We start from the raw sequence: 23069 nt of genomic DNA, 5'->3' as shown, positions 1-23069 counted from the left end.
CTGCCTGCCACTCAATAACAAAAGGGTAATACCATGACAACCCAAGGCAAATTCAAGAAGCAGCTTACGCTCACCGATCTGACGTTCATCGGTCTGGGCGCCATATTCGGCTCAGGCTGGCTGTTCGCCGCCAGCCATGTCTCCTCCATCGCCGGCCCCGCCGGCATCTATTCCTGGCTGATCGGCGGCCTGGCGGTGCTGCTGCTGGGCATCGTCTACTGCGAGCTGGGCGCCGCCCTGCCGCGCGCCGGCGGCATCATTCGCTATCCGGTGTTCTCGCACGGCGAATTGATGGGCTATCTGCTGGGGTTTATCACGCTGATCGCCTTCTCCAGCCTGATCGCTATCGAGGTCGTCGCCGCCCGTCAGTACGCCGCCGCCTGGTTCCCGCTCCTCAGCCAGCCGGGTTCCGGCGATCCGACAGCGCTCGGCTGGCTGGTGCAGTTGGCGCTGCTGTGCTTTTTCTTCGCGCTCAACTACTACAGCGTCAAAACCTTCGCCAAATCCAATAATCTCATCAGCGTGCTGAAGTTTCTGGTACCGCTGTTGGTGATCGTGGTGCTGTTCAGCTTTTTCAAACCGGAAAACCTGCACAGCCAGGGCTTTGCCCCCTTCGGCTCCGCCGGGGTTGAAGCCGCCATTTCCGCCGGCGGCATCATCTTCGCCTACCTCGGCCTGACGCCGATCATTTCGGTCGCCAGCGAGGTGCAAAAACCGCAGCGCACCATTCCCATCGCGCTGATCCTGTCGGTAGTGCTGTCCACCATCATCTATGTGCTGCTGCAGATAGCGTTTCTCGGCAGTATCCCCAGCGAGATGCTGAGCGGTGGCTGGGCCGGCATCAGCCAACAGTTTTCCCTGCCTTTCCGCGATATCGCCATCACGCTCGGCATGGGATGGCTGGCGTTTCTGGTGGTCAGCGACGCGATCGTTTCGCCCAGCGGCACCGGCAACATCTACATGAACGCTACGCCTCGCGTGATCTACGGGTGGGCGCGCGCTGGCACCTTCTTCAAACTGTTCACCCGGGTGGATAGTGAATCCGGTATCCCGCGCCCGGCGTTGTGGCTCACCTTCGCCCTCTCGGTCTTCTGGACGCTGCCGTTCCCATCGTGGGAAAAGCTGATCGGCGTGGTGTCCGCCGCGCTGGTGCTGAGTTACGCCATCGCCCCGGTCACCGCCGCCGGGCTGCGGCGCAATGCGCCCGATATGCCGCGTCCGTTCCGGGTGCTCGGTTTCTGCGTGCTCGGCCCGCTGTCATTTATCATTTCGGCGCTAATCGTCTTCTGGTCCGGCTGGGACACCGTCTCCTGGCTGCTCGGCTTGCAGATACTGATGTTCTTCATCTACATCCTGTTCAAGAATCAGGTGCCGACCCACGCCGTTAGCCTCAGGCAGCAAATTTGGTCCTCGCTGTGGCTAATCGTCTTCTATGCGCTGACGATCGCGCTTTCCTACCTCAGCAGTTTCGGCGGCATCGGCGCTATTGCTCATCCGTGGGACACCCTCACCATGGCGGTGATTGCGCTGGCGATTTACTACTGGGGCGCCTATACCTGTTTACCCCAGGCCAATTTTATCGGCGATGAAGAAGAATGACCCAGGGAGGACATCGAAATGACAACCATGCACGTTTTGTCGCTGGAACACGCTTATCAACTGGCGCTACGCGCACTGCGCTGCAACGGCTTCAATCAGGCGCATGCCGAGACAGTGGCGCAAAATGTCATTCAGGGCGAGCGCGACGGCTGTGCTTCGCACGGGTTGTACCGGCTGTTGGGCTGCGTCCGCTCATTACGGGCGGGCAAAGTCTCTGCCGATGCGAAACCCAGGCTCTTCGACCAGGCGCCGGCCATCTTGCGCGCCGATGCCGGCGGCGCCTTTTCCCTGCTCGCCTACCGCACCGCTCTGCCGGCCTTTATCGATAAGGTGCGCGCCAACGGCATCGCCGCCCTGGCGATCAACCGCTGCGTGCATTTCTCCGCGCTGTGGGCCGACATCGAACCGCTGACCGAACAGGGTTTAGTGGCCTTAGCCTGCACGCCCAGCCACGCCTGGGTGACGCCGGCCGGCGGCTCACGCCCGCTATTCGGCACCAACCCCATCGCCTTCGGCTGGCCGCGCCCGGCTCGGCCGCCGTTTTTGTTCGACATGGCCACCAGCGCGGCGGCGCGCGGCGAAATCGAATTGCATCGCCGCGCCGGCACCCCGCTGCCGGAAGGCTGGGGCATTGATAAGGCAGGCAACCCCTCCACCGACGCCGCCAGCGTGTTGGAGGGCGCGATGCTGACTTTCGGCGGCCATAAAGGCTCGGCGCTGGCGGCCATGGTTGAATTGTTGGCTGGGCCGCTGATCGGCGACATGACCAGCAAAGAGTCGCTGGCCTATGACGACGGCACGGGTTCATCGCCCTACGGCGGTGAACTGATCATCGCGTTGGATCCCGAGCGTTTTCTCGGCGCGGATAAGGAGCGGTATTTCGCCAGCGCGGAGGCGATGTTTGCCGACATGCAAGCGCAAGGCGCACGCATTCCCGGCGAGCGGCGCTATCGGCAACGACGCCACAGCGAACAATACGGCGTGGAAATCCCTAGGACGCTGTACGACGAGATAGCGGCGCTGTGCGATTAGCGCCGAATTGATGCCCCCGCGCCGCCAATCCGGCGCGGGGCGAAGTTTAGCCTGCCTGAGCCAAGTCGCTGTGCAGGCGCTTGCGCCATACGGGTTTGCTGTCCCATTGGGCGAAATGTTTCGCCTCTTTACCAGGTTGCACTTTGTGCCACATGCCCTCTTGCCACCGGATCGGTTCCTTTCCGCGCAACGTTGGGCGGGTCTGTTTAATCGTTCGTTGCAAGACGCTCGCTTCTTCCGCAGTAATGTTCGGCGCCTGTCTGGCGGCGTCCAGCGCGCGGCTTCCCAGCGGCGCCATCACCTGATACAACACTTTGACCTGCTGCAGCGTCGCTTGCTGATTCGTGCTCATGCCTTTGCCGGACCAGTCGTCGAAATTTTCACCGGGATCGTCACCCTGCGCGCGATATTCGTTACCCGGACCCTCGACGATATTCCAGCCTTGCCAGGTCACCAGGGTATGTAACCCATCGCGATCCTGCAGATTTTCATTCTTGATCTGTTTGAGCACCTCGGCGCGGTTAGGCACACCGATCAGATTCATAAACTCGTCGAGCGCGTTCCAGTGCTCGCCAGCCACCAGACCATTCCAGACATTACGTAAACAGTTCCAGGGGATGGTGTGATGCCAGGTCAGCGTGACAAGCGGTTTGGTTGGCGTATGTTGCCAATGGCTCGGTTCACTGCCTCGATCGCCTCTGATGATCCCATCGACTTCTAATGGCATGGCTGCCCCTCTTCTGGCTGAAATAAAGAATATGCGCAAGGCCGCTGGCCCGGTCGGCATAAAAAACGTCAGCTAAAATCGTAGCAGCTCAGGCTGAGATGGCAATAAAGCAGCCTGCGTTCTGCGGCCGACCGGCGACCGCAGACGCGCATGAAAACGGCGGACTTAAAGGAGGATTATCGAACCACCATCACCGATATATTGGCATGGCGAACGATGGCGGCGGCGTTGGAGCCCAACAGATAAGTTTTCACGCTCGGGCGACGCGAACCGATGATGATCAGATCGGCGTCGATCTCTTCCGCCAGTTCCAGCGCCTGATCGCGCGCAGAGCCAAAGCTGACAGTGTAATTGAGGCGATCTAACGGCAGATCGATTTCCGACATGATTTTCTTCAGCTTCTCCACCGCCTTCACTTCCGCCTGATTCTCAAACTCCTTGAGACCGAACGAATAGGCAGTAACAAAAGCCGAGGCATCCGGCAGCGCATGGAAAAAATGCACTTTAGCGCCGGACATCTTCGCCAAATATTCCACATGCTTCAGCGCATGCTCGGTCAACAGATCCTCTTCAATATCTATCGGCACTAAAATAGTCTTGTACATATCACATCCTTTCTATGTAAACCGGGTGCCTACAGAGTACTGCCGCGCACGGGCGCGGTGAACCGCTTTATCACGCTTTTGTGATCGGAGGTAAATACTGATAAGGACAATGCTTAATTTAACAAAATATAAACATCGCGCCGCTAACTGATAGGCGATTAATTATTTATTTCTCGCAATTAAATCAGCTGTAAATAAACGGCTTTGGCGGTGGCTGCGGTCTTATTAGCGACCGAAAGTTTTTTAATCGAGTTACCGATATGGAAATTGATCGTACGTTCACTCACACCCATCAGCAGCGCGATCTCTTCCGCGGTTTTGCCTTCGCTGCACCAGCGCAAGATATCTTTCTCGCGCAGCGTCAGCACATCTTTTATCGCTTCGTCGTTCACCGATATCAACGCTTCACGCAGCGTTTTGTGGGCGGTTTGCGCCAGCCAAAGGAAAAAGAGTTCATTCACCGCGCCGGCCTGCGGCGTTTGCTGCGGCAGCGCCTTGCCGGCAAAAGTCAGGATCCCCAGGCGGCCATAGCAATCCTTGACCGATTGCGACCACCCGGTGTGCAGACCAAACTGCGACATGCGCTGCCAAAGCGCCGGCCGCTCGTGATAAAAACTTTCGTCCCACTGGAATTGCAGCGTGGAATGGTGGGCTCGCTCGATGACAGGATCCTGCAAATATGCCCGCTGCCGCCGATAATCCTCGAGATAGCGCGCTGGAAACGTTCCTTCAACCCGCATTTTTGGCCGGCTCGCCGGGTAACAGGAAAAAACGATGTAGGAGAAATAATCAAAACCCAGCGCCTCGACGCAGCGCCCCAGTTGGGTCAGAAAACGTTCGCGATCGGTCAAACTGCCAATCACCTCCGCCATGAGCCGTTGAGTGCGGGTATCCATAACGCAGGTTCTCCAAATAGCGATGTCGATTTATCGATAGGTCAGACTCACTATAGGATATCGCCGCCCGGCGCCAATAGTCGTTTCATATAATAAAAAATACGAACGCTATAACGAAAAAAGCTATTCCCCGGTTTATTTCCCTCAGAATAAGCCTTTTTATTGGGCTGAGCCGCAAAACTACGCGAATAGCATAACCCCGTCTGCAGGTAAACCTGTCATTTCTACCGTTAGACAGCCAAGACACCGCCAATTACTTTCCTCACAGGCACCCGGTGCCGCCGTAAATCCAAAGAGATAATAAGCATTTGCGAATTTCGCATGGCATACAGTGACGGGGATTTTCTATGGCAGAAAGTAATGCGGCAATTCAATCGGCTGCGATTATCGGCGCGGGAACGATGGGCAGAGGCATCGCTTATCTTTTTGCGCAAAAAAGCATTCGTACGGTGCTTTATAATCGCAACGGCAATACCCTCAATCAAGCTCGCGACGCTATCGTGCAAGACCTGAACAAAAAGGTGGAACAGGGCAAGCTCGCGCTGCAGGACAAAGACGCGGTGCTGGCTAATCTGACGTTCTCCGCAGAATTTGGGGTCATCGCCGACAGCGATCTGGTGATCGAAACCATCGCAGAACATGAGCAAGCCAAACTCGAGGTGCTGGCGGCCATCGCCGCGACGGTCAAGCCCGACACGCTGATCGCCACCAATACCTCCTCACTGTCGCTTAATAAGCTGGCGACGGCGGTGACGCACAGCGAACGCTTTATCGGTTTGCACTTTTTCAACCCCGCGCCGCTGATGAAGCTGATTGAAATCATTCCGGCCTATTTTACCGCACAGGTCACCACCGAACGTTGCCGTCAACTGGTGGCGGCGTTAGGGAAACGCGATGTCGTCTGTCAGGCCACGCCGGGATTTATCGTCAACCGTATGGCCCGCCCCTACTATCTGGAAGGGTTCCGCCTGTTGGAAGAACACGTGGCGCGTGCGCCGCAGATCGACCGCGCCCTCAAAGCCGGCGGACACTTTCGCATGGGGCCGCTCGAGCTGACCGATTTTATCGGTCAGGACATCAACTATCAGGTCAGCCGGCAAATTTGGCAGGACATGCAGTACGATCCGCGCTATACCCCGGGCCATCTGCAGCGCTCGCTGGTCGATGCCGGTCTGTTGGGCAAAAAGAACGGCCGCTCCTATTTTTCCGCCGAAGAATCTCCCCCGCCGCTTGCGGCCGCCGTCGATGCGGAAGTCGAGACGCTACGCATTTACGGTGAACATCCTCTCTTTACCCTGCTACAGCAGCGGGCCGCCCTGCAATGGCCGCGGCTGCGCGTGGAACAACGGCCGACATTACCGGGCCTGGGCGCCGCCATTCAGGTCAATGACGCTTTCACCGTCAGCGTTACCGATGGCCGCACGGCAAACCAGCTTGCCGAACAGACCGCGGCGGACGCCTTTGTCGTCGATGTCGCCCTGAACTACGGCGATACGGCGTACCTGGTGGCGGCACATAGCCGCCATGCCTCTGCGGCCAATAAGGCGCTGTTTTTACGCCTGCTGCACACCGCGATCCCGCAGGTGGAATTTATCAAGGATTCCCCGGCCTTGATCGTCGCCCGCGTGCTCAGCAGCCTGATCAACGAGTCGGTGATCATGGTGGAAAGCGGCGTCTGCAGCCGGGAAGACATTGATGTCGCCGCCGTCGCCGGCGTGAACTACGCCGACGGTATTTTCGGCTGGCTCACTCGCCTCGGGGAGGAAAATGTCAGGACGACGCTGAGCAACCTGGCGCAATTGCTGCACGCGGCGCGCTATGCGCCGCATTACACCCTTCTGCACGCCGCCCAACCGGCGCTGACCACCACGCCTTAAGGATCCATGATGAGCATTAAAGATGACGGTGTTTATCTGATCGACGGCACGCGCACGGCGATCGGCGCCTATGGCGGCAGCCTGGCGCATACCCGCCCCGATGATATGGCGGCGACGATTATTCGCAGCCTGCTTCAGCGCCATCCGGCGGCGCAGCAGGCTCTGGATGAAGTGGTGCTGGGCTGCGCCAACCAGTCCGGCGAAGACAACCGCAACGTCGCCCGCATGGCGACGCTGCTTTCCGGGTTGGATCAGTCGGTGCCGGCCATCACCCTCAACCGCCTTTGCGCCTCCGGGTTGGATGCGGTGATCTACGCCGCGGCGAAAATCCGCAGCGGCCTCAGCGAACTGATTCTGGCCGGCGGCGTGGAAAGCATGAGCCGCGCGCCCTATGTGCTGAGCAAGGGCGAAACGCCGTTCGACAAGGGGGTAAAGCTGTACGACACCACGCTGGGATGGCGCTTTGTCAACCCGCGCCTGGCGGAACGCTACGGCAGCGATCCGCTGGGCATCACGGCGGAAAACGTGGCCCAACAGCAGAGTATCTCGCGAGAGGAACAGGATCTGTTCGCGTTGGGCTCGCAGCAAAAAGCCCGCCGGGCGATCGACAGCGGTCGATTGGCGCGGGAAATCACGCCCGTGGATGTGCCGGCGGATCGTAAAACCACCCGCATATTCGCACAGGACGAATTCCCCCGGCTCAGCACGCTGCAGCAGTTGCAGGCGCTGAAACCGGCCTTCGCCGCCGGTGGTTCGGTCACCGCCGGCAACGCTTCCGGCATCAATGACGGCGCCGCCGCGCTGCTGCTGGCCTCCGGACGCTACGTGAAACGCCAGGGCTGGCAACCGCTGGCGGAGATCGGCGACAGCGCGGCCGCCGGCGTCGCGCCGGCGCTGATGGGGCTGGGGCCGATCGCTTCCACCGAGCGCTTACTGCAGCGCGGCGGGTTCACGCTGAATGATTTTGACATCATCGAGATTAACGAAGCCTTCGCCGCGCAGGTTCTGGCGGCGCTGAAACACTGGCGCATCGACGCCGGCGACGCGCGCGTCAACCCAAACGGCGGCGCCATCGCGCTCGGCCATCCGCTGGGAATGTCCGGCGCGCGCCTGGTGCTGTCGGCGGCGCTGGAATTACGCGATCGGCAGGCCGGCAACGCATTGGTCACAATGTGCGTCGGCGTCGGTCAGGGCCTGTCATTAAACCTTAAAGCCGTTTAACACAAGGAACATGCTATGAGCGTACTGAACATTCTTGAAGAAAAGTTGGCGGAAACCAAAAAACAGGGGCGTTTTCGCGAGTTCCTCAACCTTGAACGCGGCGTGCAGGACAAACCCTGGGCCACCAGCCACGGGCAGCAAGGCGAGCGCCGTCTCAACGTCTGGTGCTCAAACGACTATCTGGCCATGAGCCACCACCCCAAAGTGCTGCTGGCCACCACCGACGCGGTTAACCGAGTCGGGTTAGGCACCTGCGGCGCCCGCAGCATTTCCGGCACCTCGGTCTATCACACTGAACTGGAAACGCTGCTGGCCAGCGCCTACGGCAAAGAGTCGGCGCTGCTGTTCACCACCGGCTTCGGCGCCAACGACGCCACCTTGTCCACCCTGTGCGACGCCATTCCCGATCTGATCGTGTTCTCTGACGAACTGAATCACGCCTCGATGATTTACGGGATTCGCTACAGCAAGGCGGAGAAAAAAATCTTCCGCCATAACGACGTGGCGCACCTCGCCGAGCTGCTGCAGGCCGCCGATCCGGCGCGGCCAAAGCTGATCGCCTTTGAGTCGCTGTATTCCATGGACGGTGACTTTGCTCCTCTGGCGCAGATTGTGGCGCTGGCGGAACAGTATCAGGCGCTGACCTATCTCGACGAAATTCATTCGGCCGGCGTGTATGGCGAACGGGGGCTGGGCTATGCCGAACAGCTGGGCCTGTTGGATAAAATCACCATTATCCAGGGCGGGTTCGGCAAGTCTTACGGTGCGGCGGGCGGCTATATCGCCGCGCCCCGTTCGGTGGTGGAAGCCGTGCGCAGCTGGGCGCCGGCATTCGTCTTCAGCACCTCGTCGCCGGCGCCGGTGGTGGCCGCCGCGTTGGCCAGCTTTAAATACAACCTCGAGCACGACACCCAACGCAAGCACCTGCTGGCGATCGTCGATCACCTGAAGACCGGTCTGCGCGCCGCCGGCATCCCGCTGGTGTCGGCCGACAGCCATATCCTGCCGCTGCTGGTCGGCGATCCCCATCGCAACAAACACATCAGTAAAGTGCTGCTCGATGAGCACGACATTTACGTGCAACCGGTCAATGCCCCGACGGTGCCTGCGGGCAGCGAACGGCTGCGGGTAACGCCGACCTCGGCGCATTCCCATGCCGACGTGGAGACCTTCCTGGCGGCGTTGAGCCGGGTCTGGGCGGTAAACGATCTGCGGAGGGCGGGATGAAGTTAGCGGATTATAACGGCCATCTGGTCACGCTGTGTCTGATGGCGACCGGGACCTTCGCCATCGGCACCGACGCCTTTATCGTCGCCGGCGTGCTCAGCGACATTTCCGCGACATTTGCCGTCAGCCCCGCGCAAGCGGGGCAGTTGATATCGGTATTCGCGCTGGCCTACATGCTGTTTGCGCCTCTGACCGCCTGGCTGCTGGGCAACGTCAACCGCAAGCACATCCTGCAGTTGGCGCTGGTGCTGTTCATCGCCGGCAACCTGGCCTGCGCCTGGGCCACCAGCTACCTGCAGATATCGTTCGGCCGAGTGTTGGCGGCATTGGGCGCGGCCTGTTACACCCCGCAGGCCGCCGCCGCCGCGGTGGGGCTGGTGGCGGAAAAACGCCGCGGCCTGGCTATTTCCATCGTCTATGGCGGCATGACGCTGGCCATCGCGCTCGGCATTCCGTTCGGCACCTTTCTGGCCAAACTGATCGGCTGGCGCGACATCTTTCTGTTCATCGCCCTGCTGGGGGCGGTGGCGCTGCTCGGCCTGTCGCTGGCGCTGCGCGCCATTGCGGCGCCGGGCAAACATTCGTTGAAAGAACGGCTCGCCCCGCTGCGGCAAAAGGCGGTGCTGACCACGCTGCTGATCACCTTTTTCGCCGTGTGCTCGGAGCACATTGTTTACAGCTACGTCAGCGTGCTGTTGAAAGACACCCAGTTCGGCCCGGAAGCCATTCTGCCTTTGGCGCTGCTGGTGTTCGGCATTGGCGCGGTGATCGGCAATTTTGCCTCCGGCGCGCTGACCGACGCCCTAGGCAGCAAATTCGTGCTGCTGTTTTCGGTGGCGATCCAGACGCTGTCCCTGTTCCTGCTGGCCTTTTACGTCACCTCGCCGTGGTGGGTATTGGCCATCTTTCTTATCTGGGGCATTACCGGCTGGATGTATCTGGTGCCAATCCAACATCACCTGTTGTCGCTGTCGAAGCGTTTTGGGGCGCTGACCGTGTCGCTCAACAGCTCGGTGCTGTACGCCGGCATCGCGGCGGGCGGCATGCTGGGCGGCCTGACGCTCTACGCGTTGCCGGCCCACTATTTGCCGCTGTTCTCGCTACCGCTCGGCGCCATCGCCCTGCTGTTGACGCTGATCTTTTTCCGCGGGGAGGCCAGCGATGAGTGAATCACCGCCGGTGCTTTACGAACGTTATGGCGCGCAGGTTGCGGTCATCACCCTCAATCGGCCGGAGAAAAAGAACGCCATCAACCTGCAGATGGCCGAATTGATCCGCAGTTACCTGCGGCAGGCGGATAATGACGATACGATACGCGCGATCGTCCTGGCCGGTCAGCCGGCGGTATTTTCCGCCGGCATGGATGTCACCGCGTTCCGACAGGGCGAACTGCCCATCGTCACGCCGGAGGGATTCGGGGGACTGATCCATGCGCAGATCGCCAAGGTGATCATCGCCGCCGTTGACGGCATCGCTTACGGGGGCGGCTTTGAGCTCGCCCTGGCTTGCGATCTGATCGTCGCCGGCCAGAACGCGCGCTTCAGCTTTCCCGAAACCGGGCTCGGCTTGGTCGCCGCGCAAGGCGGATGCGCGCGCTTGCCGGCGCGAGTTTCTCCCTATGTCGCCCTCGACTGGCTGCTGACCGGCAGAACCGTCGGTGCGCGGGAGGCCCTGTCACACGGCGCCATTTCCCGCATCAGCGAGGGCTCGGCCCGGGAAGAAGCGCTGCGCATCGCCGAGCAGATCGCCGGGAAGGATCTCGCCGCCAGCCTGGCCGTGAAGGCCATCGTGCGCCAGGGGCTGACGCAGCGCGAGGCGCCATCGTTCGATTTTCAGCAGGCGCCGGTCGAACGCCTGCGTCAGGCGGCCGCTCGTCGTTAACCCCTTTATTGCTTGCCGGCTTGCCTGAGCCGGCATTTCCCGCTACGCCTCCCCGCCACAGCTCATTTTACGCAGCCCGCCTCTCGGCGCTGGGCTACACTGCCGGTAGCCCTCATGCGCTGATAAGGAAAAATAATGCGCCACTTGCCTCTGCTGACCCCCAGACTGATCTTGCGCCCGTTCACCGCCGACGATCTGCCCCACTTTACCGCCTACCGCAACCATCCTGACGTGGCGCGCTACCAGAGCTGGAGCGACTACAGCGCCGCCGAGGCACAGGCCTTTTTCGCACAGCAACGGCGGCTCGCGTTCAACCGTGATGACAGCTGGTTTCAACTGGCGGTCGAGCGCCGCGAGGACGGCGCGTTGCTGGGCGATGTCGCGGTGCATTTTTTCGATGAAGGGCGTCAGGCTGAACTGGGCGTGACCTTCGATCCGGTTCATCAGCGGCAAGGACAGGCGCGCGAGGCGCTAAGCGCCGTCATCGCCCTGCTGTTCGGGCCGCTGGCGAAACACCGCATTACCGCCGTGGTAGACGCGCGTAATCTTCGCGCCGCCGCGTTGTTCAGCAAGCTGGGCTTTCGCCGTGAGGCCTGTTGGCGGCAAAACGTGTTTTTCAAAGGCGCATGGGGTGATGAATTCGGTTTCGCCCTGCTGCAAAGTGAATGGCGGGAGCATGAACAACATGACGCTGTTGAATAAATATCTTGGGCAATACCAGTTCTCTGAGCGGCATACGATCGTCATCACCGCGCCGCAATCGCGGGTGCTGGACGCCGTGGCCGCTTACGATCCCAAGCGCGATCGTTTTTTCCGCAGCATGATAGCGCTGCGCGAATTGCCCGCGCGGCTGATGCCACGCGATAAGCCTCGTCCTCCGCCGTTTGGCCTGCATAACTTTTGCCTGCTTGAGCAGGATGAAACCGCGTTGGTCTATGGCCTGATCGGCCGGTTTTGGCAGGCCGAATACGGTTTGGTGAAGGTCGCTGACGGGGCGGACTTTCAGGCCTTCGCTCAGCCCGGCGTCGCCAAACTGGCGCTGGGGTATGCCGCGAGCCCGCTGGAGGGCGGGCGCTGCCGCCTGGTAACGGAAACGCGCATCTTCTGCCCCGACAGCGCCAGCCGGCGGCGGTTTACTCCCTACTGGTATGCGATTCGCCTGGTGAGTGGGTTGATAAGACGCCGCATGCTGCGCGCCATTAAAACCGCCAGCGAAAAGCAGACGGCGAATCATTCACCAGATTGATTAATTTAAGAGCATTCCTAGAGAATGAAAATCATTATCAGCCTATTTTTTAATCACAACAAGATAGTGTTGAGAAGCCATTGACCCCGCCCCCTGCGGGGATTTTTTCGCCTATTTATCGCCTGTTTCAGGGAACGCCTGCATAAACAGGAAGGTGCAAGGCTTGCGCTGATACTGATTGATCTGCGGCACCAGCCGGGTGAAATGCTCGGTCTGGCAATGCACTTCGAGAGCCGCGCGATCCGGCCAGCTTTCGATAAAAATAAAGTGCCCGGGATCCTGCTGGTCAATGCACAGTTCATAACTGATGCACAGCGGCTCCTGCCGGGTTTTCTCCACCAGCTCGCGATACCACGGCATAACGGTGTCAATGTGTTCCGGGTGAATGAAATCTTCAGCAATGACCTTCAGCATGTTGCGCTCCTGCGTTCTGTTGTGCCGTGCTTCACCTTATCGCCCTCCCTCGCGAGATGAAAGCGCCACTCTCCAGTGTCTGTCATCGGGTTCCCAATTCGGTGATAGCGCACACAGATCTCGATCAAAGCGCTTGAACGCCTCCTGGCCCTGTGTGAACTTTCAATTAACAAAAAGGCAACACACCATTCACCATGGTGATATGTGTACCGATATGCCGACGCAATACGCGGCGTTTTTTTCGCCCCTAAAGGCCTGACCATTAGTCCTTTAGACCTTTAAGGCTCACGCAGAAAAGCCATGTCATCGCCGCATGATGGGCCACGGCGCCAGGACGGTCTTTATGACCGACGTTTATCATTCTCAGAAGAGAGGTTACCGCCAGTGAATCACGCCACCTATGCCGCTCCAGCGCTCAACGCCGCCATCCGCAAAACCTGGCGCAGACTGGTGCCATTGATGTTCGCCATGTACTTCATTGCGTTTATCGACAGGGTCAACGTCGGCTTTGCCAAAGACGCGATGGCCATCGATATCGCGCTGTCGCAATCCGCCTTTGCGCTGGGCGCGGGGATATTCTTTGCCGCCTATGCGCTGTTCGGCATTCCGGCCAACCTGTTGATGAATCGCTGGGGCGCCAAACGCTGGCTCAGCGCCACCACCGCGCTGTGGGGGGCATTGTCGGCCTGTACCGGGCTGGTGGCCAACGAGCAGCAATTTATTGTCCTGCGCTTTCTGCTGGGGATCGCCGAAGCCGGCTTTTACCCCGGCATCCTGCTGCTGGCGTCGATCTATTTTCCCAATAAGGTGCGCGCCTCGGTCATTGGCATTTTCGTGCTTGGCGTACCGGCGGCCCTGACGCTCGGCTCACCGCTGTCGGGGGCCTTGCTGGAGATGCACGGCGTGTTGGGCAAGCCCGGCTGGTTCTGGATGTTCGTACTGGAAGGGTTGCCGGCCGTCGTCCTCGGCGTCTTCGCCTTTTTCTATCTCGACGATAGCCCAGGGCAGGCCCGCTTTCTCACCGAGGAAGAACGTAATGCGCTAGTCACACAGCTGGCCGCTGAACAGCAGCGCACCGAAACCAGCAGCGTTAAAGCGGCGATGAGAAGCGGCAAAGTTTGGCATCTGGCGTTGATCTACGGCACCCTGCAAATCGGCGTATACGGCCTGATGTTTTTTCTGCCGTCGCAGATCGCCTCGCTGATGGGCACCCATCTCGGCTTCAAGGCCTCGTTGGTGGCCGCCATTCCCTGGGCATGCTCCGCGCTTGGCGTCTATTTCCTGCCGCGCTATGCCGACAGAAAAACCGCCAGAAGATTGCCGATCGCCGTTGGCTGCATGGTCGCGGCAGCGCTGGGGTTGGTCGTCTCTTCCTATGCCGGCCCGTTGCTCGCTATCGTCGCCCTGAGCTGTTGCGCAGTCAGTTTTCTGGCGGTACAACCCATTTTCTGGACGTTTCCCGCTCAGCTGCTCACCGGTCCGGCGCTAGCGGCCGGCATCGGTTTTTGCACCACGCTCGGCGCCGCATTCAGCTTTTTAGCCCCGCTGATCCGCACTGAGGCGGAACAGCGTTTTCACAGCCCGCATGCCGGGCCGCTGGTACTGGCCGCCTTTTCGCTGCTGTGCGCCGTGCTGTTAGGGGCGCTCAGACATCGGCATGCTGAGGCACGCAAGCAAGACGCAGAGATAACCGGATAGCGACGCGTTATTTAGCCATTATTGAACCTGCGGATGGGACACTGACAGTCAGCCCTCTCGCCCACAGGTGTTAAATGGATGAATTGACGCACATTATCGCCAAATACAGCCCGGAACCGGAGATGTTGCTGCTGCTGATTTTCCTGTTCGCGTTGGGAAAATCCGTGATCGTGGTGTCCTCCGTCCTGCCGCCTGCCTCGGTGACGCTGCTGATGGGCATCCTTGCGGGCAAACATGCGCTGCCGATCGGCGCGGTTTGGGCGGCCATCGCCCTTGGCGCGGCGTTGGGCTCAATCCTGTCTTTCCACTGCGGCGCACTGCTCTGCCGTCGCGATCTTGGCCGCCGGCTGCCGGCACGCTTTCACGCCCCACTGCGCAAAGCGCAACGTTCCTTGCAAAAGCGCGGGCTGCCGCTGCTGTTCGCCTCGCGTTTTCTGGCGGTGATGCGTTACACCGTGCCGCTGATGGCCGGCATGCTGCAACTGCCGGCGAGGCACGTCTATGCCACCGCCGCACTCTCAGCCGCCGTTTGGGCACTGCTCTTGATGTCGGCCGCGCATGTGTTCCCCGTTTCTTGACCTGAAAGATTCTTGGGCAAATGCCCCATCCCTGCGCCGACGTTGCGCCAGCGCACAGCCTCCCTTGCCGTATAAAGTACGGTGCAACATCGCAGTTTGCGCCAGATCACCTTTCTGAACATCAGTCGAAAAATGCGAATTTTTTTGCAGAATACGCGCTTAAAACGGCGCCATGAGGGCACAATCAAAGAAATGTCTGAGCGTAACACGCTGATTTGGTTGGCGGGCCGTACAGGGGGCGAACCTCTGTCTCGTTGATTAGGCGTCAACGGCTCATCCGCCTGAGCTAACGGCCCAACGAGATAAATCGCCCTTCTTGTCAGCCTCGCTGTCGAACGCTTACACCCATTACTTTTTCTCATGCGAATTTTACAACCCTTTGTTTAATCAACGAGATAAGCCGCATAAGGTCTGTTAATCCCACCGTTTGAAGAGTAATCTTCCGCTCCCTGAACGTCCGATTTGCCTCCTCTCGTGTAAAGATTGATCGACTTTTATCCCGCGTATAAATGTTGTAAACATGTTGCACAAAGGTGGCGTTATTGCACTACCTTACTAAAGCCGGACCAACCGGATAAATGTATAAAAAAGAGCCACTTCAGAGCTCACGACTTCACTAATGACAGGTAAAACAGGACATCATCAGATGGTAGATCACTCTAAAATAGCGACTGACGCGACGCCCGCTTCAGAAGATCATCTAAGGCGAAACCTCACTAACCGACATATTCAACTGATCGCCATCGGCGGCGCCATCGGCACCGGTCTGTTTATGGGTTCCGGTAAAACCATCAGCCTGGCAGGCCCTTCGATCATCTTCGTGTACATGATCATCGGCTTTATGCTGTTCTTCGTGATGCGCGCCATGGGCGAGCTGCTGCTGTCCAACCTGGAATACAAATCGTTCAGCGATTTCGCCGCGGATCTGCTCGGCCCGTGGGCCGGCTTCTTCACCGGCTGGACCTACTGGTTCTGCTGGGTGGTCACCGGCATCGCCGACGTCGTGGCGATCACCGCCTACGCCCAGTTCTGGTTCCCTGAACTGTCGCAGTGGATCGCTTCGCTGCTGTGCGTGCTGTTGCTGCTCGGCCTTAATCTGGCGACGGTGAAGATGTTCGGCGAAATGGAGTTTTGGTTTGCGATGATCAAAATCGTCGCCATCGTCGGGCTGATTGTCGCCGGGTTGGTGATGATCGCCATGCAGTTCCAGTCGCCAACCGGTACCGTAGCCTCGTTCACCCATCTGTGGAATGACGGCGGCATGTTCCCGAAAGGCATCAGCGGTTTCTTCGCCGGCTTCCAGATCGCGGTATTCGCCTTCGTCGGCATTGAACTGGTGGGCACCACCGCGGCGGAAACCAAGGATCCGGAGAAGTCACTGCCACGCGCCATCAACTCGATTCCGATCCGCATCATCATGTTCTACGTGTTCGCCCTGATCGTCATCATGTCGGTGACGCCGTGGAGCTCCGTAGTGCCGGACAAGAGCCCGTTCGTTGAATTGTTCGTGCTGATTGGCCTGCCGGCCGCGGCCAGCGTGATCAACTTCGTGGTGCTGACCTCCGCCGCCTCCTCCGCCAACAGTGGGGTGTTCTCCACCAGCCGCATGCTGTTCGGGCTGGCGCAGGAAGGCGACGCGCCGAAATCGTTCGCCAACCTGTCCAAGCGCGCGGTGCCGGCCAACGGCCTCACCTTCTCCTGCATCTGCCTGCTGGGCGGCGTGGTGCTGATTTACCTGATCCCGAACGTGATGACGGTCTTCACCCTGGTGACCACCGTGTCGGCGATTCTGTTCATGTTCGTCTGGACCATCATCCTGTGTTCGTATCTGGTCTACCGCAAACGGCGCCCGGCGCTGCACCAGAAATCGATCTACAAAATGCCGGCCGGCAAACTGATGTGCTGGGTGTGCATGGCGTTCTTCGTGTTCGTGTTGGTGCTGTTGTCGCTGCGCGAAGACACCCGCCAGGCGCTGATCGTCACCCCGCTGTGGTTCATCCTGCTCGGCCTGTCTTACGTGTTCCTGCGCAAGAAGAAAACCGCGTGATGCAAAAAGGGGCGGATATCTCCGCCCCTTTGCTCTTTTTTGCCTCTGCGCTAATCCGCTTCCGTCGCCACCGCCGCTTTCCCCTTGCGCCGTACGCGCAGCTCGCTGACCACCACCCCGATCACAATCAACGCGCCCCCCAACAACGCGACGCCCGGCAAACGCTCACCGGCGAGCCGCCCGACGATGCCCGCCCAGACCGGTTCGCCGGCGTAGATCACCGTAGCACGCGTGGGTGAAACGCTGCGCTGCGCCCAGTTCATGGTCAGCTGAATCAACGCGCTGGCCAGCCCCAGCCCAATGGCGCTATACAGCAGGTAATCCGAATACGGCGGCGGCGATTCGCCGGTCGGCACCATCATCAAAAATGAGGCCAGCGAGGCGGTCGCCAGCTGCACAATGGTCACCCGGCGGATATTCACCTTGCCGGCGAAGGCGCCGATCAGAATGATCTCTGCCGCCATGCCCAGCGTGCCGGCCAGCGTCAGAATTTCGCCGAGGCTCAGCGACATGTCCGTGCTGCTCGGCGCCGCCAGCAGCATCAGGCCGGTAAAGGCCAGCAGAATACCGATCCACGACATGATGCCGGGGAACCGCCCCAGCACCAGCCATTGCAACAGCGGCACGATCGGCACGTACATGGCGGTGATGAACGCCGATTGGCTGCTGGTAATCGTCTGCAGACCGACGGTTTGCATGCTGTAGCCGAACATGATCGCCAGCCCGATAAGTACGCCCGCCTTCAGTTCATACAGGGTCAGGCCGCGCAGCACGCGCAGCGAAAACAGCGTCAACGCCAGCGTGGCGGTGGCGAAACGCAGACCGACGAAAAAGAACGGCCCGCTGACTTGCATCGCGTGATGCACGGCCAAAAAGGTGCCGCCCCAGATCATGGTGATGAAAATCAACACCGCTTCCGGCAACCTGATTTGCGGAACCACGGCGGAAATAAAGGATTTTTTTGCTACTGACACCGGCTTGCCCTTCCTGCTGAGTGCAATATAATGCACAGATCCTGCCAGTATGAGATAAAGTCCGGCGATGAGCAATACGGCGCATAACGCGAAAACCGATCCCCCCAAAGTGCTGCAGTACCTGAGCAGCAATCTGCGCGGCTACCGCCAACAGGCGGGCCTGAGCCAGATGGCGCTGGCCGAACTTTCCGGCGTCAGCCGCCGCATGCTGGCGGGCATCGAGGCCGGCGATCGCAACGTCAGTCTGGCGGTGCTCGACAAGATCGCCGCCGCCCTGGCGATTTCGTTCACCGATCTGATTCAGGCGCCAGAGGCTCGCGGCAGCCATCTGGTAGGCGAGTTGGCCTGGCAAGGCGCACAGCCGGGCAGCCAGGCGCTGTTTGCCGCCAGCGTACCGGCGCGCCAACGGGCCGAGCTGTGGGAATGGACGCTGATGCCGGGCGAGCGCTACGACTCGGCGCCGGACGCCGAAGGCTGGAGCGAAATCATCTACGTGATTGCCGGCACCCTGACGCTGGAACTGGAACAAGGCACGCTGACGCTCAGCGCCGGCGCCACGCAAGCCTTCAACAGCGATCAGCGCTACGCTTACGCCAACCACGGCGATCTCCCGCTGCGCTTTATCCGCAACGTCGCCTTCTGACTGCCCGCCGGCCCGCGCCGGCGGCGGATGTCGTGTCGCTGTCGTGCCGCTGTCGTGGCGCCGCTACCCCGCGCCTCCTACACTGGATGACAGTGACAGCGAACTCGGGAGTGCACCATGCAAAAGTACCGCATCAGACCATTACGCCTGGAAAAAGGCTGGTCGCAGGAGCAGTTGGCGACCATCGCCGGCCTCAGCACCCGCACCGTACAGCGGATTGAAAACGGCGAACAGGCCAGCCTGGAAACCTTGACCGCAATCGCCGCCGCACTGGGCGTGCAGGTCAGCGATCTCAACGCGCCGCCGCAGGCACCGCAGGAAGAGACGCCTGAGGCGCAGCGCCTTCGTCGCCAGGTTGCGGCAGAGGGTAAACTGCTGAGCATGGCGGTGCGTTTCGCCGTCATCGGCGCGATATTGCTCGCTGTCAACGTCTTTACCCACCCGCACTATCTCTGGGCGCTATGGGCGATCGGCGGCATGAGCCTCGCGCTGATCATGCGGGCGGTGCGCACCCTGCTGCTGCGCAACGTCTTCAGCCGTTGGCAGGAACAGCGGCTGGCGCAAAAACTCAGGCGCCTGCCGTGAGCGTTAGCCACTCGGCCAGCCGGGCCAACGCGCTGCCCGGCACGATAGGCTGCGGCGACAGCAGGTAATAGCCGCTGCCGTCGGGCGTAAAACCGAACGGCGCGCTCAACAAGCCGGCGGCCAGATCGTCTCGCACCTGCAGCCATGGGCCGATTGCGATACCAAGGCCGGCTACCGCGGCCTGCAGGCTGAAATAGAAATGGTCAAAGCGCTGTTCCGGATGCCCCGCCAATGTCACCCCCTGCTGATGCGCCCAGTGCCGCCAGGCATCCGGCCGGGTCGCGGCATGCAGCAGTTTGGCGCCCGGCCGCAAAAGCCGCCGTCCGTCCACAGAGACCGTCAGCCTCGTCAGCGCCTCGGGTTGGCACACCGGCCCGACCTTTTCATTGAACAGCGCCAGGCTATGCGCCTGCTTTCCCCAATCGAAGTCATTGCGCCGGATCGCCGCCGTGATGCCGTCATGGAACGAAAACGGACCGCCGCCCGCCACCAGCTGTAAGTTGATGTCCGGGTGCGCCCGCTGAAAAGCCGGCAAACGCGGGATCAGCCAACGCATCAATAAGGTCGGTTCACAGGACAAGATCAGCGGCGCATTGAGCGCCTGCTGGCGCAGCTCCAGCGCGGTATGGTCCAAAATGCCGAAGGCCTGCTGTGTCGCCTGAAACAGCTTGCGGCCCGCCGCCGTGAGCAGTACTCGCCTATGGCGGCGCTCAAACAACGCCACGCCCAATTCCTCTTCCAGCGCCCTCACCGCCCGGCTGATGGCGCCATGCGTCAAATTCAGCCCCTGCGCCGCCTGCGTGAAACTTTCCAGCCGCGCGGCGGCCTCGAAGCAGCGCAGCCCGCCCAACGGCAATGGCCTGGCTCTATTGCGTGAGTTTTTCTCACCGATATCGTCACTATTCATCGTTTGTCACCGAGAAAAATTACTCTTATAAATCAGTCACTCTATTGATAAACATCGCAAGGATAACTATGACTGAACTCATCGCTGTCGTCACCATTACTTTACTCGCTGTAATCAGCCCCGGGCCGGATTTCGCCATGGTCTCGCGCAACAGCCTGCTGCTCTCCCGCCGCGCCGGCATCTTCACCGCCTGCGGCATTGGCGCCGGCGTACTGATCCATGTCAGCTATACGCTGATTGGCGTCGGCGTGTTGATCCAACAGTCGCCCTGGTTGTTTAACCTGCTCAAAGGCATCGGCGCCGCCTACCTGATCTACCTCGGCTTTACGCTGCTGCGCAACGCAACCCATCACGACGCCGCGCCCACCACGACGCCGGCCGCCATCAGCGATCTCGCCGCCCTGAAAACCGGCTTTCTCACCAACGCGTTAAACCCGAAAACCACCATCTTCATCGTCAGTCTGTTCATGCAGGTGGTCTCTCCCCACACCGCGTTCGGCGTACAGATCGGCTATGGCCTCTTTATCGCCGCCGTCCATGTATTCTGGTTCGCCGCCGTCGCGCTGCTGTTTTCCGCGCCGGGCGTCAATGCGCGCTTTTTGCGTTTGCGCCGCGGCATCGATCGCACCTTTGGCGGGCTGCTGATTGTCTTTGGCGCCCTGTTGGCGATCGCCGGCATCAGGTAACGCCACGACGCCAAGTTCGTCATTCGCTTCTATGCTTATCAGGGGTTTTTGTTAATCATCTGAGCGGGAGTACGAAACATGACGAAACTGTTGGTGCTTTATTACTCAATGTACGGCCACATCGAACGCCTGGCGCAGGCGGTGGCCGAAGGGGCGAATCGGGTCGATAACGTGGACGTAACGGTCAAACGCGTGCCGGAAACCATGACGCCGGAAGCCTTCGCCAAGGCCGGGGGCAAACAACACCAGCAGGCGCCGGTCGCCACCCCGCAAGAGCTGGCGGACTATGATGGCATTATCTTCGGTACGCCAACCCGCTTCGGCAACATGGCCGGACAGATGCGCACCTTCCTCGATCAGACCGGCGGCCTGTGGGCTTCCGGCGCGCTGTACGGCAAGGTGGGCAGCGTCTTCTCCTCCACCGGCACCGGCGGCGGCCAGGAGCAAACCATCAGTTCGACCTGGACCACGCTGGCGCACCACGGCTTCATCATCGTGCCGATCGGCTATGCGACGCCGGAGCTGTTTGACGTTTCGCAGGTGCGCGGGGGCACCCCCTATGGCGCGACCACCATCGCCGGCGCCGACGGTTCGCGACAGCCGAGCAACGAAGAGCTGACCATTGCCCGCTATCAGGGCGAGCACGTGGCGAAAATCACCGCCAAGCTGAAAAGTTAATCGCCCTCCTGCACCCGTGATTCAAAGGGCCGCGCATTCGCACGGCCCCATCTTGTTGCCGACCCGCCGCAAGGTTAGAATGCCCCTCCCCCGGCCATTCAGCGTCTGAAGGCCAGGCCCGAATTCGTTCTGCCCGTCGCTCATCGGCTTTCAGCCCGAGGACGGGCGTTCTGTTTTTTGCGCACAGCGAAGGGAATAAGTCAGTGTCTAAAGATTTTGATGAACTAATAAGAGACATGGATCTTATTATTGAAAATGTAGACAGCTTCAAAGCTCTGGCTCCGCGCGCGCCCGAGCCGGCTCCGGCCCCGCCGCCGCCGGTTCATCACTACGACTCGTTCTGCGAAAACATCGCGTTGAAAGTGGTATTGAAGGTGCTGCTGTCTTCGGTGGACAAGATAGTTAAAGTGCAGATCGCCAATAAGGTCGAGCAAGAGATCGCCCAAATTGAGCAGCAGGTGGTGCGCGCCGGCGGCGGGCCGGTGTCAGCGGACGATCTGGCGCAGATGACGCACTACGTTCGCCGCACGGTCAACGACCTGCTGGAATAACCCCCTTTTGAAACGGCGTCTGTTGGACGCCGTTTTTATTTCTGCCGACTTTAACGTGCGGTATCGCTGTACCATGACTGACACATTCACAACATGAATGTGTTGCATTGTTGTATTCGTTTCACTGCGATAAGTTTAATTTACTGTAAATATATACAGTATTTTTTTGACTTATTGAGGATATGAATATGCGCTTTAACAACAAGATGTTGGCCCTGGCCGCCCTGCTGTTCGCCGCACAGGCGTCAGCCGAGACGCTCGAATCTATCGACAACTGCGCGGTTGGCTGCCCGACCGGCGGCAGCAGCAATGTGTCGATCGTGCGTCATGCTTATACGTTGAACAATAACAGCACCACCAAATTCGCCAACTGGGTAGCCTATCACATCACCAAAGACACGCCGGCCAGTGGCAAGACGCGCAACTGGAAAACCGACCCGGCGCTCAATCCGGCAGATACCCTGGCCCCTGCCGATTACACCGGCGCCAACGCGGCGCTGAAGGTCGATCGCGGCCATCAGGCGCCGCTGGCCTCGTTGGCCGGCGTTTCCGACTGGGAATCGCTGAACTACCTGTCCAACATCACGCCGCAAAAGTCCGACCTGAACCAGGGCGCCTGGGCGCGGCTGGAAGATCAGGAGCGCAAGCTGATCGAGCGCGCGGACATCTCTTCGGTCTATACCGTGACCGGGCCGCTGTATGAACGCGATATGGGCAAACTGCCGGGCACCCAGAAAGCGCACACCATCCCCAGCGCCTACTGGAAGGTGATTTTCATCAACAACAGCCCGGCCGTGAACCACTATGCCGCTTTCCTGTTCGATCAAAACACGCCGAAGGGCGCCGATTTTTGCCAATTCCGCGTGACGGTGGACGAGATCGAGAAACGCACCGGCCTGATCATCTGGGCTGGTCTGCCTGACGACGTACAGGCTTCGCTGAAGAACAAGCCCGGCGTTCTGCCGGAGTTGATGGGCTGCAAAAACTGACGGAAAAA

General features: G+C 60.0%; 24 protein-coding genes and 1 tRNA gene. 18 read left to right on the top strand and 7 right to left on the bottom strand.

The features are described 5' to 3' along the window. Nucleotides 1–33 precede the first annotated feature (33 nt). Together EDY99_RS06075 and EDY99_RS06070 are read left to right on the top strand one after the other, a co-directional pair. A complete protein-coding gene (locus EDY99_RS06075; protein WP_123061570.1) occupies nt 34–1599 on the top strand; it encodes an APC family permease in 1566 nt (521 codons plus the stop codon). An 18-nt stretch (nt 1600–1617) separates the two neighbouring features. After that, the gene (locus EDY99_RS06070) at nt 1618–2631 is read left to right on the top strand and encodes an Ldh family oxidoreductase (RefSeq protein ID WP_033642625.1); all 1014 of its coding nucleotides are present in this window, start codon (nt 1618–1620) and stop codon (nt 2629–2631) included. Between the two features lie 46 nt (nt 2632–2677). On the opposite strand, the gene EDY99_RS06065 is transcribed toward EDY99_RS06070, so the two are convergent. The 3 genes from EDY99_RS06065 to EDY99_RS06055 form a co-directional block, all read right to left on the bottom strand. Next, nucleotides 2678–3358 (bottom strand): hypothetical protein, encoded by a 681-nt coding sequence (locus EDY99_RS06065; RefSeq protein WP_047572003.1) that lies wholly within the window; start codon nt 3356–3358, stop codon nt 2678–2680. Nucleotides 3359–3534: 176 nt separating this feature from the next. After that, a complete protein-coding gene (locus EDY99_RS06060; protein WP_033642623.1) occupies nt 3535–3963 on the bottom strand; it encodes a universal stress protein in 429 nt (142 codons plus the stop codon). A gap of 179 nt (nt 3964–4142) precedes the next feature. Further along, complete coding sequence (locus EDY99_RS06055; RefSeq protein ID WP_047024917.1) at nt 4143–4859, bottom strand: autoinducer binding domain-containing protein; 717 nt, start codon at nt 4857–4859, stop codon at nt 4143–4145. A 347-nt stretch (nt 4860–5206) separates the two neighbouring features. Here EDY99_RS06055 and EDY99_RS06050 point away from each other — a divergent pair, with 347 nt between their 5' ends. The 7 genes from EDY99_RS06050 (at nt 5207) to EDY99_RS06020 (ending at nt 12311) form a co-directional block, all read left to right on the top strand. Beyond that, the gene (locus tag EDY99_RS06050; protein ID WP_101453301.1) at nt 5207–6736 is read left to right on the top strand and encodes a 3-hydroxyacyl-CoA dehydrogenase NAD-binding domain-containing protein; all 1530 of its coding nucleotides are present in this window, start codon (nt 5207–5209) and stop codon (nt 6734–6736) included. A gap of 9 nt (nt 6737–6745) precedes the next feature. Continuing rightward, nucleotides 6746–7957, top strand: a complete 1212-nt coding sequence (locus tag EDY99_RS06045; RefSeq protein WP_046686802.1) for an acetyl-CoA C-acyltransferase — start codon at nt 6746–6748, stop codon at nt 7955–7957. Between the two features lie 15 nt (nt 7958–7972). Next, entirely contained in the window at nt 7973–9184 is a 1212-nt protein-coding gene (gene hemA, locus EDY99_RS06040; RefSeq protein ID WP_094141843.1) for a 5-aminolevulinate synthase, read from the top strand. Beyond that, nucleotides 9181–10353, top strand: coding sequence for an MFS transporter (locus EDY99_RS06035; RefSeq protein ID WP_033642618.1), 1173 nt, complete (start codon nt 9181–9183; stop codon nt 10351–10353). Before hemA ends, EDY99_RS06035 begins: the two co-directional genes overlap by 4 nt. Beyond that, nucleotides 10346–11065: an enoyl-CoA hydratase-related protein gene (locus tag EDY99_RS06030; protein WP_033642617.1), complete on the top strand. Its 720-nt coding sequence runs from the start codon at nt 10346–10348 to the stop codon at nt 11063–11065. Before EDY99_RS06035 ends, EDY99_RS06030 begins: the two co-directional genes overlap by 8 nt. A gap of 135 nt (nt 11066–11200) precedes the next feature. After that, complete coding sequence (locus EDY99_RS06025; protein ID WP_123061569.1) at nt 11201–11767, top strand: GNAT family N-acetyltransferase; 567 nt, start codon at nt 11201–11203, stop codon at nt 11765–11767. Then, nucleotides 11751–12311: a hypothetical protein gene (locus EDY99_RS06020; RefSeq protein WP_033644247.1), complete on the top strand. Its 561-nt coding sequence runs from the start codon at nt 11751–11753 to the stop codon at nt 12309–12311. The genes EDY99_RS06025 and EDY99_RS06020 overlap by 17 nt, the downstream gene beginning before the upstream one ends. 111 nt (nt 12312–12422) lie before the next feature. Here the strand turns inward: EDY99_RS06020 and EDY99_RS06015 are convergent, their stop codons facing one another. Beyond that, on the bottom strand, nt 12423–12725 hold the full coding sequence (locus tag EDY99_RS06015; protein WP_033633403.1) for a putative quinol monooxygenase: 303 nt from the start codon (nt 12723–12725) through the stop codon (nt 12423–12425). 384 nt (nt 12726–13109) lie between these two features. On the opposite strand from EDY99_RS06015, the gene EDY99_RS06010 reads away from it, so the two are divergent. Next, nucleotides 13110–14423, top strand: coding sequence for an MFS transporter (locus EDY99_RS06010; RefSeq protein WP_046686798.1), 1314 nt, complete (start codon nt 13110–13112; stop codon nt 14421–14423). A gap of 74 nt (nt 14424–14497) precedes the next feature. Then, nucleotides 14498–15001 carry a DedA family protein gene (locus tag EDY99_RS06005; protein ID WP_033642614.1) on the top strand — a complete coding sequence of 168 codons (504 nt, stop codon included), beginning with the start codon at nt 14498–14500 and terminating at the stop codon, nt 14999–15001. Between the two features lie 220 nt (nt 15002–15221). On the opposite strand, the gene EDY99_RS06000 is transcribed toward EDY99_RS06005, so the two are convergent. Beyond that, a tRNA-Arg gene (locus EDY99_RS06000) sits at nt 15222–15297 on the bottom strand. Between the two features lie 350 nt (nt 15298–15647). Between EDY99_RS06000 and cycA the strand changes: the two genes are divergently transcribed. Beyond that, complete coding sequence (cycA, locus tag EDY99_RS05995; protein ID WP_033642613.1) at nt 15648–17048, top strand: D-serine/D-alanine/glycine transporter; 1401 nt, start codon at nt 15648–15650, stop codon at nt 17046–17048. Nucleotides 17049–17098: 50 nt separating this feature from the next. Here the strand turns inward: cycA and EDY99_RS05990 are convergent, their stop codons facing one another. Next, a complete protein-coding gene (locus EDY99_RS05990) occupies nt 17099–18022 on the bottom strand; it encodes a DMT family transporter (RefSeq protein WP_123061568.1) in 924 nt (307 codons plus the stop codon). Between the two features lie 67 nt (nt 18023–18089). Here EDY99_RS05990 and EDY99_RS05985 point away from each other — a divergent pair, with 67 nt between their 5' ends. Next, nucleotides 18090–18665 carry a helix-turn-helix domain-containing protein gene (locus EDY99_RS05985; protein ID WP_123061567.1) on the top strand — a complete coding sequence of 192 codons (576 nt, stop codon included), beginning with the start codon at nt 18090–18092 and terminating at the stop codon, nt 18663–18665. Nucleotides 18666–18782: 117 nt separating this feature from the next. Continuing rightward, the gene (locus EDY99_RS05980) at nt 18783–19250 is read left to right on the top strand and encodes a helix-turn-helix domain-containing protein (RefSeq protein ID WP_046686795.1); all 468 of its coding nucleotides are present in this window, start codon (nt 18783–18785) and stop codon (nt 19248–19250) included. Here the strand turns inward: EDY99_RS05980 and EDY99_RS05975 are convergent. After that, complete coding sequence (locus EDY99_RS05975) at nt 19234–20157, bottom strand: LysR family transcriptional regulator (RefSeq protein WP_123061566.1); 924 nt, start codon at nt 20155–20157, stop codon at nt 19234–19236. The two genes, EDY99_RS05980 and EDY99_RS05975, sit on opposite strands and share 17 nt — an antisense overlap. 68 nt (nt 20158–20225) lie before the next feature. Here EDY99_RS05975 and EDY99_RS05970 point away from each other — a divergent pair, with 68 nt between their 5' ends. The 4 genes from EDY99_RS05970 to EDY99_RS05955 all read left to right on the top strand — a co-directional run bounded on the left by EDY99_RS05970 (nt 20226) and on the right by EDY99_RS05955 (nt 23061). Continuing rightward, entirely contained in the window at nt 20226–20843 is a 618-nt protein-coding gene (locus EDY99_RS05970; protein ID WP_101453304.1) for a LysE family translocator, read from the top strand. A 78-nt stretch (nt 20844–20921) separates the two neighbouring features. Further along, the gene (gene wrbA, locus EDY99_RS05965; RefSeq protein ID WP_033650699.1) at nt 20922–21521 is read left to right on the top strand and encodes an NAD(P)H:quinone oxidoreductase; all 600 of its coding nucleotides are present in this window, start codon (nt 20922–20924) and stop codon (nt 21519–21521) included. Nucleotides 21522–21757: 236 nt separating this feature from the next. Further along, nucleotides 21758–22072, top strand: coding sequence for a hypothetical protein (locus EDY99_RS05960; protein ID WP_094141854.1), 315 nt, complete (start codon nt 21758–21760; stop codon nt 22070–22072). 188 nt (nt 22073–22260) lie between these two features. Further along, nucleotides 22261–23061 (top strand): DNA/RNA non-specific endonuclease, encoded by an 801-nt coding sequence (locus EDY99_RS05955; protein ID WP_123061565.1) that lies wholly within the window; start codon nt 22261–22263, stop codon nt 23059–23061. Nucleotides 23062–23069: the final 8 nt, after the last annotated feature.

Origin of the sequence: Serratia sp. LS-1 (assembly GCF_003719595.1) — a bacterium.
Lineage (GTDB): Bacteria > Pseudomonadota > Gammaproteobacteria > Enterobacterales > Enterobacteriaceae > Serratia > Serratia ureilytica.
Note: the sequence above shows the minus strand (reverse complement) of the source record. Positions and strands in the feature narration are given on the sequence as shown.

What these genes read in the sequence shown, in the direction of transcription:
- EDY99_RS06015 (WP_033633403.1), bottom strand. Translation starts at nt 12,725, where the DNA reads ATGCTGAAGGTCATTGCTGAAGATTTCATTCACCCGGAACACATTGAC.
- EDY99_RS05980 (WP_046686795.1), top strand. Translation starts at nt 18,783, where the DNA reads ATGCAAAAGTACCGCATCAGACCATTACGCCTGGAAAAAGGCTGGTCG.
- EDY99_RS06025 (WP_123061569.1), top strand. Translation starts at nt 11,201, where the DNA reads ATGCGCCACTTGCCTCTGCTGACCCCCAGACTGATCTTGCGCCCGTTC.
- EDY99_RS05955 (WP_123061565.1), top strand. Translation starts at nt 22,261, where the DNA reads ATGCGCTTTAACAACAAGATGTTGGCCCTGGCCGCCCTGCTGTTCGCC.
- wrbA (WP_033650699.1), top strand. Translation starts at nt 20,922, where the DNA reads ATGACGAAACTGTTGGTGCTTTATTACTCAATGTACGGCCACATCGAA.
- EDY99_RS06020 (WP_033644247.1), top strand. Translation starts at nt 11,751, where the DNA reads ATGACGCTGTTGAATAAATATCTTGGGCAATACCAGTTCTCTGAGCGG.
- cycA (WP_033642613.1), top strand. Translation starts at nt 15,648, where the DNA reads ATGGTAGATCACTCTAAAATAGCGACTGACGCGACGCCCGCTTCAGAA.
- EDY99_RS05970 (WP_101453304.1), top strand. Translation starts at nt 20,226, where the DNA reads ATGACTGAACTCATCGCTGTCGTCACCATTACTTTACTCGCTGTAATC.
- EDY99_RS05985 (WP_123061567.1), top strand. Translation starts at nt 18,090, where the DNA reads ATGAGCAATACGGCGCATAACGCGAAAACCGATCCCCCCAAAGTGCTG.
- EDY99_RS06055 (WP_047024917.1), bottom strand. Translation starts at nt 4,859, where the DNA reads ATGGATACCCGCACTCAACGGCTCATGGCGGAGGTGATTGGCAGTTTG.
- EDY99_RS06065 (WP_047572003.1), bottom strand. Translation starts at nt 3,358, where the DNA reads ATGCCATTAGAAGTCGATGGGATCATCAGAGGCGATCGAGGCAGTGAA.
- EDY99_RS06075 (WP_123061570.1), top strand. Translation starts at nt 34, where the DNA reads ATGACAACCCAAGGCAAATTCAAGAAGCAGCTTACGCTCACCGATCTG.
- EDY99_RS06035 (WP_033642618.1), top strand. Translation starts at nt 9,181, where the DNA reads ATGAAGTTAGCGGATTATAACGGCCATCTGGTCACGCTGTGTCTGATG.
- EDY99_RS06060 (WP_033642623.1), bottom strand. Translation starts at nt 3,963, where the DNA reads ATGTACAAGACTATTTTAGTGCCGATAGATATTGAAGAGGATCTGTTG.
- EDY99_RS05960 (WP_094141854.1), top strand. Translation starts at nt 21,758, where the DNA reads ATGGATCTTATTATTGAAAATGTAGACAGCTTCAAAGCTCTGGCTCCG.
- EDY99_RS06070 (WP_033642625.1), top strand. Translation starts at nt 1,618, where the DNA reads ATGACAACCATGCACGTTTTGTCGCTGGAACACGCTTATCAACTGGCG.
- EDY99_RS05975 (WP_123061566.1), bottom strand. Translation starts at nt 20,157, where the DNA reads ATGAATAGTGACGATATCGGTGAGAAAAACTCACGCAATAGAGCCAGG.
- EDY99_RS06045 (WP_046686802.1), top strand. Translation starts at nt 6,746, where the DNA reads ATGAGCATTAAAGATGACGGTGTTTATCTGATCGACGGCACGCGCACG.
- hemA (WP_094141843.1), top strand. Translation starts at nt 7,973, where the DNA reads ATGAGCGTACTGAACATTCTTGAAGAAAAGTTGGCGGAAACCAAAAAA.
- EDY99_RS06030 (WP_033642617.1), top strand. Translation starts at nt 10,346, where the DNA reads ATGAGTGAATCACCGCCGGTGCTTTACGAACGTTATGGCGCGCAGGTT.
- EDY99_RS06005 (WP_033642614.1), top strand. Translation starts at nt 14,498, where the DNA reads ATGGATGAATTGACGCACATTATCGCCAAATACAGCCCGGAACCGGAG.
- EDY99_RS06050 (WP_101453301.1), top strand. Translation starts at nt 5,207, where the DNA reads ATGGCAGAAAGTAATGCGGCAATTCAATCGGCTGCGATTATCGGCGCG.